The 8,426-nt window shown below is 44.2% G+C and carries 7 protein-coding genes and 1 pseudogene; 7 read left to right on the top strand and 1 reads right to left on the bottom strand.

All coding sequences use genetic code 11. From position 1 onward, the window contains the following. The 7 genes from B4K20_RS02165 to folC form a co-directional block, all read left to right on the top strand. Positions 1-2,125: FimV/HubP family polar landmark protein (locus tag B4K20_RS02165; protein WP_289281729.1), on the top strand; the 2,125-nt coding region annotated here is incomplete at its 5' end. A gap of 15 nt (positions 2,126-2,140) precedes the next feature. Further along, positions 2,141-2,920, top strand: coding sequence for a tRNA pseudouridine(38-40) synthase TruA (gene truA / locus B4K20_RS02160; protein ID WP_284722433.1), 780 nt, complete (start codon positions 2,141-2,143; stop codon positions 2,918-2,920). 36 nt (positions 2,921-2,956) lie between these two features. Beyond that, on the top strand, positions 2,957-3,571 hold the full coding sequence (locus B4K20_RS02155; protein WP_284722434.1) for a phosphoribosylanthranilate isomerase: 615 nt from the start codon (positions 2,957-2,959) through the stop codon (positions 3,569-3,571). Beyond that, entirely contained in the window at positions 3,564-4,784 is a 1,221-nt protein-coding gene (trpB, locus tag B4K20_RS02150) for a tryptophan synthase subunit beta (protein ID WP_284722435.1), read from the top strand. Before B4K20_RS02155 ends, trpB begins: the two co-directional genes overlap by 8 nt. A 10-nt stretch (positions 4,785-4,794) precedes the next feature. Next, entirely contained in the window at positions 4,795-5,616 is an 822-nt protein-coding gene (gene trpA, locus B4K20_RS02145) for a tryptophan synthase subunit alpha (protein ID WP_284722436.1), read from the top strand. 19 nt (positions 5,617-5,635) lie between these two features. Beyond that, positions 5,636-6,490, top strand: coding sequence for an acetyl-CoA carboxylase, carboxyltransferase subunit beta (gene accD, locus B4K20_RS02140; protein ID WP_284722437.1), 855 nt, complete (start codon positions 5,636-5,638; stop codon positions 6,488-6,490). A gap of 6 nt (positions 6,491-6,496) precedes the next feature. After that, positions 6,497-7,792, top strand: a complete 1,296-nt coding sequence (gene folC, locus B4K20_RS02135) for a bifunctional tetrahydrofolate synthase/dihydrofolate synthase (protein WP_289281728.1) — start codon at positions 6,497-6,499, stop codon at positions 7,790-7,792. A 2-nt stretch (positions 7,793-7,794) separates the two neighbouring features. Here the strand turns inward: folC and B4K20_RS02130 are convergent. Beyond that, positions 7,795-8,426: pseudogene (locus tag B4K20_RS02130) on the bottom strand (AMP-binding protein); the annotation flags it as partial.

The following is an 8,426-nucleotide window of genomic DNA, read 5'->3' as shown; positions in this document are numbered from 1 at the left end:
AGAAGTGAATAATGTTAATACTGTTTGGGCTAATGGTGGTACATATGGTCCTGTTGCCAAAGCCGATACCTTATGGAATATCGCTCTAAACACTCGTCCTGATGAGTCTGTCTCCGTTCAACAGATGATGTTGGCGCTGGTGAATGCTAATCCAGAAGCGTTTGTTGATAACAATATAAATGGACTTAAAGCAGGTTATACGCTGTCTATTCCTGACAAATCTGCGATATTAGCCAAATCACAGGCACAGGCATATCAAGCCTTCAAAGCACAGAATGAAGCATGGCGCCAGCGAAATACTGTTACGAACAAACCCGCGCCAACACCAGCGGTGATTCAACCATCCACTGATGAATCTGAGCCAGCGGCTGAGGATACAATAGACGCCAACACTATCGATAACACGAATGCAGATAATAGTGAAAGTAGTGAACAAATCGAAGACGATGCTGCTGAACAAGCGCGTCTGAAGCTCGTTGCACCTGAACAAAGTAAAACGACGGAAGATGATGCGTCACCGAACCTGGCTGGCAACGAAAAAATTAATGCATTGACTGAACAGTTGACGCTTGCTCAGGAAACGATAGAGGCACAAGCGCAGGAAAACATAGACTTCAAAGCGCGTATGGATGCCATGGAAGAGCAGTTGGAGACCATGCGTAGACTCATTTCTCTTAAAGATGCTGATCTCGCTAGATTACAGGATATGCTGGAAGAGAATGAACAGAACAACGCTGCCGGGGACAATACCGAAGCTGAGCCTGATTTAGAGCCGTTAGCTGCTCCTGATGACACTGCTGCTGACGCTAATACTGATACAAAGAACAATGAAACAGCCGATGCTCCGCTTAGTACAGAACAAGCTCAAGCTGAATTGAGTGAAGAATCCAGTGAGGAGCTGGTACCCGCTAATTTAGTCGATAATATCAAACGGTTTTTAGCTGAGTATAAATTGCAGGTTGGTGGCGCATTACTTGTTTTCCTTCTCTTGTTGCTATTACTGGCTAGAAGAAAAAACAAGGAAGACGAATCGTTTACAGAAGAGACCATAACTGTTGGGGGAATGCCCGTTACTGATGATACACAAACATCGCTCTCTGATTACGCTAATGAGGCGTCAGTTGAAGAGCCAGTGACGGAGCATGAGCCTAAAGATGAAACGCTAAATCAGGAATCCTTACCACAGAAAAGTGTGATGGAGCTCGTTGAACAAGCTGATATGTTTGTTGGTTATGCGGATTATGCTCAAGCAAAAATTGCGCTCGATCAAGCAAAAGCCAGAGAGCCTGATAATACTTTAGTGGCATACAAATTATTGTTTGTGTTGTACAAACAAAAACAAGTTGACGACTTTATTGCTCTTGCTGAAAACACAGACTTTGATGAAGAAAGTATTGAATGGGATGAAATAAAACAATGGGGAGCACAACTGGCCCCAGAGCATCCTTTATTTCAGGCTGAAGAGACAGCGGATACGGAATTTGTCTCAGACGAGTCAACAGAACCAGAAAAGACTATTGATGATGTTGCAACAGATGAGCAACTAGATTTTAAACGTCAAGACGAAGTGGATAATGTGTCTATCGATGTAGATCTATCAGAAGAAGACAGCGATGACACACCATTAGAGTTTTCAACGGTCAATATAGCTTCTGATATAGAGCAGCAAAACCACATCAATGCTGAAGACACTCAGCTTGAAGACACGTTGACTGAAGAAATTGATAATGAGTCAGAAGATCATATTGAGGATGATTTGCTCTCGTTTGATACTGGTACAACATTTGGTACACATCAAGAAGAAGATGATAATAATGAAGAAGAGAACATAGTCGAGCATGATTCGCTTCTTCCGTTTGAGCCTGGTGCATCATCTTCATTGGATCCAGAGCGTGTTGATATCGCACCATTTGACAGTGATCTTAATGATGAGGCTGATATCGAATTTGATATTGGCGATATTGATGAAATTGATGAGGCAGAAACCAAATTGGATCTGGCTTCAGCTTACATCGATATGGACGATCCTGAAGGCGCGACCAGTATTCTCAAGGAAGTCATTGCCGAAGGAAATGACGAACAGAAAGTGCGTGCCCAGACTATTCTCGACTCATTATCAGACTAAAAGAGAGAGGAATTAGTGAGAATAGCACTCGGCATAGAGTATGCCGGCACGTATTTTTGTGGTTGGCAAATTCAGTCCCATTCCAGAACCGTACAAGGTGAACTGCAAAAGGCGGTTTCTGTTGTTGCTAACCATCCGGTTGAAGTGTATGCCGCTGGACGCACCGACACAGGTGTCCATGGCCTAAATCAAGTGGTGCACTTTGATACAGACTCAATCAGAGAAAAGCGAGGCTGGCTTTTAGGTATCAATGCAAACTTACCTAAAGATGTGAATGTCACTTGGGTAGAGTTTGTAGATGATGATTTCCATGCCAGATTTTCCGCTATCAAACGAAGCTACCGGTATCTGATCTTAAACCGTCTGAGCCGGTCATCAATTCATCAGCATAGAATGTGGTGGCACTATCCGCCATTAGATATTGAAAGGATGCAGGCCGCTGCGGATCAATTAGTTGGACAACATGATTTCTCAGCATTTAGAGCGAGTGAGTGCCAGGCAAAAAGCCCAATCAAGACCTTAGATAAAATTAGCATCAGTCAGCAACAAGACTGTATTGCGATTGATGTCGAAGCACTATCATTTCTACATCACATGGTAAGAAACCTTGTTGGTGTCATGACAGCTATTGGCGATGGTAGTAAACCTGTTGAATGGGCTGGTGAGGTCTTGCGCAGTACCGATAGAAGTCAAGGTGGCATAACTGCGCCAGCAGAGGGGTTATATCTGGTGGATGTTCGTTATCCAGAGCAATATTCAATCCCGGCAGTGTCAGCTTTTCCGGTGCTCTGGTAAAGTAACAGCTCTATTTAAGAGTAACCATAGAAACAGATGAGAACCCGAGTAAAAATATGCGGCATAACTCGTCAGCAAGATGCTGATTTTGCAGCAGAATCTGGAGCTGATGCGATTGGCTTAGTATTTTATCCTCCAAGCCCAAGAGCCATATCTTTTGCGCAGGCAAACACGATTACAGCTAATTTGGCGCCATTTGTTTCAAAAGTGGCACTCTTTGTTGACCCTGATAAAGACCTGGTTTCACGCTGTCTTGACGAGTTATCGGTTGATATACTTCAGTTCCATGGTGATGAAAGCCCTGATTTTTGTCACCAATTTGAGATGCCATATCTCAAAGCGGTAAGAATGCGAGATGGTGTAAATCTTCAAGAAGTAGCTGACGACTATTCAACAGCTTCGGCGTTACTTCTTGATACCTATCAACCAGGCTTACCTGGTGGAACAGGCAAAACATTTGACTGGTCTCAGATCAGTCGTATTGATAAACCCATTATTTTAGCGGGTGGTCTACATGCATCTAATGTGTTGCAGGCTATCCATCAAGTGCAGCCCTATGCAGTCGACGTCAGTGGTGGCGTTGAAAGTGATAAGGGGATAAAAAGTCATGAAAAGATCAGCACTTTTATGAGAGAGGTGGCAAATGCTTAAAGAGCATATTCACGATTATTACAAAACATTCCCTGATGAGCGTGGACATTTCGGACCTTATGGAGGTCGGTTTGTTGGTGAGACGCTTATGGGTGCGATATATGAGCTTCAACAAGCTTATGAGCAATATCGTAACGATCCCAATTTTCTGGCAGAAATGGACAAAGACCTGAGCACCTTTGTAGGGCGTCCATCACCTCTCTATCTCGCCGAGAATTGGACACAGAAGTTAGGCGGCGCTCAAATTTATTTGAAACGTGAAGATCTCAATCATACTGGCGCGCACAAAGTTAACAATACTATCGGTCAGGCCTTATTAGCCAAGCGTATGGGTAAGAACCGCATCATCGCTGAAACAGGCGCTGGTCAACACGGTGTGGCGACAGCAACGGTCGCTGCCAGAATGGGCTTGGAATGTATTGTTTACATGGGCGCAGAAGATGTTGAACGTCAGGCTCAGAATGTATATAGAATGAAACTGCTCGGTGCACAAGTGGTGCCGGTGGAATCAGGCTCACGCACATTAAAAGATGCGCTTAATGAAGCGCTACGTGATTGGGTGACCAATGTCGATGATACATTTTACATCATAGGTACTGTTGCTGGCCCCCATCCTTATCCTGCTATGGTAAGAGATTTTCAATCTATTATTGGACGTGAAGCGAAGCAGCAAATGCTGGATATCAATGGCAAACTACCAGATGCATTGGTTGCTTGTATTGGTGGCGGTTCTAATGCGATTGGTCTGTTTCATCCATTCATCGAAGATGAGTCTGTTGAAATGCATGGTGTGGAAGGCGCTGGACATGGGATTGAAACAGGTCAGCATTCAGCACCACTTTCTGCGGGAAGACCAGGTGTTTTACATGGAAACCGTACTTATCTGATGCAAGATGACAATGGTGAAATCGTAGAAACGCATTCAATTTCAGCTGGACTGGACTATCCAGGTGTGGGCCCTGAGCATGCTTGGTTGAAAGATATTGGTCGAGCAAATTATGTGTCGGTAACTGATGAAGAGGCGTTAACTGCTTTCCATGAGCTTACACGCACCGAAGGTATTATTCCTGCACTTGAGTCAAGCCATGCGTTGGCCTATGTGAAAAAATTGGCACCGACCATGTCTCCAGAGCAAACAATAGTAGTTAACCTGTCAGGGCGTGGTGACAAAGATATGCATACCGTTGCCGCCATGGCTGGATTAAAATTCTAAGGAAGTCATAATGAGTCGTATAAGTCAGTGCTTTGAGAAACTGAAGACAGATGGTCAAACAGCACTTATTCCCTATATTACTGCCGGCGATCCTGAACCTTGGGTAACCGTGCCATTGCTCCATGCGCTGGTCGATGCAGGTGCCGATATTATTGAACTTGGTATCCCTTTTTCTGACCCGATGAGTGATGGTCCTGTCATCCAAAAAGCATGTGAAAGAGCGCTTAAGAACGATGTCAGCATCAAATCTGTGCTGACAATGGTGAAAAAGTTTCGTGAGAAAAACACAGAAACACCCATCGTCTTAATGGGCTATGCGAATCCTATTGAAGCTGTGGGATATGCAGAGTTTGCTAAACTTGCTCAAGAAGCAGGTGTTGATGGGGTATTAACTGTTGACGTACCTCCCGAAGAATCAGTTGAGTTTCGTGAGATCATGGATCAGCATGATATTGATACCATCTACTTGGTGGCACCAACGACATCGGCAGAACGTATGTCAATGATTGCTTCTTTTGCGCGTGGATTCATTTATTATGTTTCCATTAAAGGGGTGACCGGCTCGGCTTCGCTAGACGTGACAGAAGTCAATGATAAACTCAGTATGCTGCGTGAAAGAACGGATTTACCGCTAGGTGTTGGTTTTGGTATCCGTGATGGTAAGTCTGCAGCAGCAGTTGCCGAGATTGCCGATGCGGTGGTAGTAGGTAGTACTCTGGTTAAGTGCATCGAAGAACATGCACAACGACTTGAAGAGCTGCCAGTTGCAGTTGCAGGTCTGTTAGCTGAAATGCGCCATGCCATCAATGCGCGTGATTTAGCAAAAGCATAAAAATAACGAAGGTGACAAAATGAGTTGGTTTGAAAGATTACTCCCATCCAAAATTCGTACAACTGTGCGAAGTCGTTCAGTGCCAGAAGGTGTCTGGTGTAAATGTCCAAGCTGTGACAATGTACTTTACCGTGCAGAACTTGAACGTAATTTGATGGTATGTCCTAAGTGTGATCATCACCAGCGCATTAATGCCAGAACACGGCTGGAAAGCTTTCTGGATGAAGAAGACCGTAAAGAAATCGCCGCTGAAGTTAAACCTGTCGACACACTGAAGTTCAAAGACAGTAAACGCTATAAAGATCGTCTTACCCAAGCACAACGAACAACAGGCGAAAACGATGCTTTGTTGGCAATGCAAGGTAGAGTCAATGGTTTACCATTAGTTGCAGTCAGTTTTGATTTTAACTTTATGGCTGGATCGATGGGATCTGTCGTAGGTGAAAAATTTGTTCGAGCAGCCAAAGTCGCGCTGAAAAATAATATTCCGTTGGTCTGTTTTTCTGCGAGTGGTGGTGCGCGCATGCAAGAAGGCTTATTGTCTTTAATGCAAATGGCTAAAACCAGTGCGATCCTGACTCAGTTAAGTAATGCAGGCATTCCATTTGTATCAGTCATGACTGATCCGACAATGGGTGGTGTATCTGCGAGTTTAGCGATGCTCGGTGATATCAATGTGGCTGAACCTAATGCGCTTATTGGTTTTGCTGGTCCACGTGTTATTGAGCAAACCGTCCGTGAAACACTCCCGGAAGGCTTTCAAAGAGCAGAGTTTCTGTTGGAACATGGTGCGATTGATATGATTATTGATCGTCGTCAAATGCGAGATAGATTATCCAATATCCTCAGCATGCTTCAGCATCGTGCAGCATAGAACTGTATGCGGTTCAGCACATTGCCACAATGGTTGGCGTGGCAGGAAAAATTACACTTCACTGAAATTGATCCAGGCTTAGATCGTATCGCTCTTGTATGGCAAAACATGCAAGGGCAGACAAAGTTACCATTCAAATTGGTGACGATTGCTGGTACTAACGGTAAAGGTTCCTCAGTTGCTATGACCAGTAGCATTCTGATGGCGGCCGGTTATAAAACTGGGACCTATACTTCGCCACATCTGCTAGCGTATAACGAACGTATAGCTATCAACGGCCAACCCTGCTCAGACCAACAGATTTGTGATGCCTTTGCTCGTATCGATGAAGCACGTGGTGACATTTCACTCACTTATTTTGAGTTTGCCACACTGGCCGCGGCGGAAATCTTCAGGCTTGAAAAAGTGGATATTGCCGTCCTTGAAGTCGGTATGGGAGGGCGTTTGGATGCTGTCAATTTGTTTGATACAGATATCGCGCTTATTACCCCAATTGGGCTCGATCATACCGCCTGGTTAGGCGATACGCGTGAGAAAATCGCTTATGAAAAGGCGGGCATTATTCGCCCTATGACGCCCGTTGTCTGTTCAGAGACAGTGCCTCCCAGTAGTCTGCTCGAACATGCCCGGAAACAAAATGCGCCTTTATACAAAGCAGGTGAGTCGTATCAGTATTCACAATTGAATGAGGATAGCTGGAGCTGGCAAGCTACTGGAAATGAAGCCAGAGTATTACCTTATCCTGCCTTAGTGGGTGATTACCAGATACAAAATGCCGCAGCCGTCGTGCAGGTTTGTGAGTTGTTGAAAGAGCAGGGATTAACCATCACCGATACGGCTATTTTAAATGGACTGAAGCATGTCAATCTGGCTGGCAGATTTCAAGAGATCAATCGTGACAATGTGACGCTTATCCTTGATGTAACACATAATCAGCAAGGGGCTGAAAACCTTCACAAATTACTTTCACAGCGAAACTGTAAAGGTAAAACATATGCTGTGTTAGCTATGCTGAAAGATAAGGATTGTCAGTCGGTTATCCAGATCCTGCAAAAGGATATTACACATTGGTTTTTTGCAGGATTGGATGGTGACCGAGGTATGGATGCTGAGTCTCTGGCAGCAAAAGCAATATCTTCATCCGAGCTTGATAATTATAACTGTTACACCACCGTGAATGATGCCTACCAACATGCCTTACAGAAGGCAGAAACAGATGATCGGATTTTGATATTCGGATCATTTCATACTGTAGAGGCTATCATGCGAATTCTTCCTGAGTTTAACCTCAAAAATAAATAAGCTTAGTTCTGATAAAACCCATCAATAAGTTGTTGATTGGCCTCAACAAGTTTTGCACGTTTTATTTTCATGGTTGGCGTTAGCATGCCATTTTCTATTGTCCAAGGTGAGAGAGTGAGATGCACCCGGCGAATCTTGGCATAGGCAGGAAAGTCATGTAACAAGCCTCTGAACCTCTGAATGATATGTTGTTGCAGGCTTTTATCAGTAAGGCTATTTTTATTCATTGCATCTAGCTTCAACCTTTGTGCAAGTTGAAGCCACTGTTCTGCATTCAAGACAACAAGTGCAGAGAGAAAAGGCTTGCCTTCACCCACTACCAGGGCCTGTTCAAATAACTCATCACGAGTGATAGCCATTTCCATATCCACTGGCGAGACCTTCTCACCATTACTCAATACCAGAATGTCTTTAATTCGGCCGGTAATGAAGATATGTCCACTCTCAGCTATACGCGCTTGATCCCCTGTATGTAACCAGCCTTCAGCATCAATGGTATTCGCTGTTGCTTTATGGTTATTCCAGTAACCCAACATATTGCCAGGGCTTTTGACCAAAAGCTCGGCATTGTCACCTATTTTTGCTTCCACAGATGGAATGGGTTGACCCACACTAAACGGTTCATTTTCTGAAG

Source organism: Methylophaga sp. UBA5088 (genome assembly GCF_002414625.1).
GTDB lineage: Bacteria > Pseudomonadota > Gammaproteobacteria > Nitrosococcales > Methylophagaceae > Methylophaga > Methylophaga marina.
This window is presented reverse-complemented; position numbering and strand designations above follow the sequence as displayed.

Excerpts from the sequence above, each read along its gene's own strand:
- B4K20_RS02155 (WP_284722434.1), top strand. The coding sequence starts at position 2,957 with ATGAGAACCCGAGTAAAAATATGCGGCATAACTCGTCAGCAAGATGCT.
- accD (WP_284722437.1), top strand. The coding sequence starts at position 5,636 with ATGAGTTGGTTTGAAAGATTACTCCCATCCAAAATTCGTACAACTGTG.
- trpB (WP_284722435.1), top strand. The coding sequence starts at position 3,564 with ATGCTTAAAGAGCATATTCACGATTATTACAAAACATTCCCTGATGAG.
- trpA (WP_284722436.1), top strand. The coding sequence starts at position 4,795 with ATGAGTCGTATAAGTCAGTGCTTTGAGAAACTGAAGACAGATGGTCAA.
- folC (WP_289281728.1), top strand. The coding sequence starts at position 6,497 with ATGCGGTTCAGCACATTGCCACAATGGTTGGCGTGGCAGGAAAAATTA.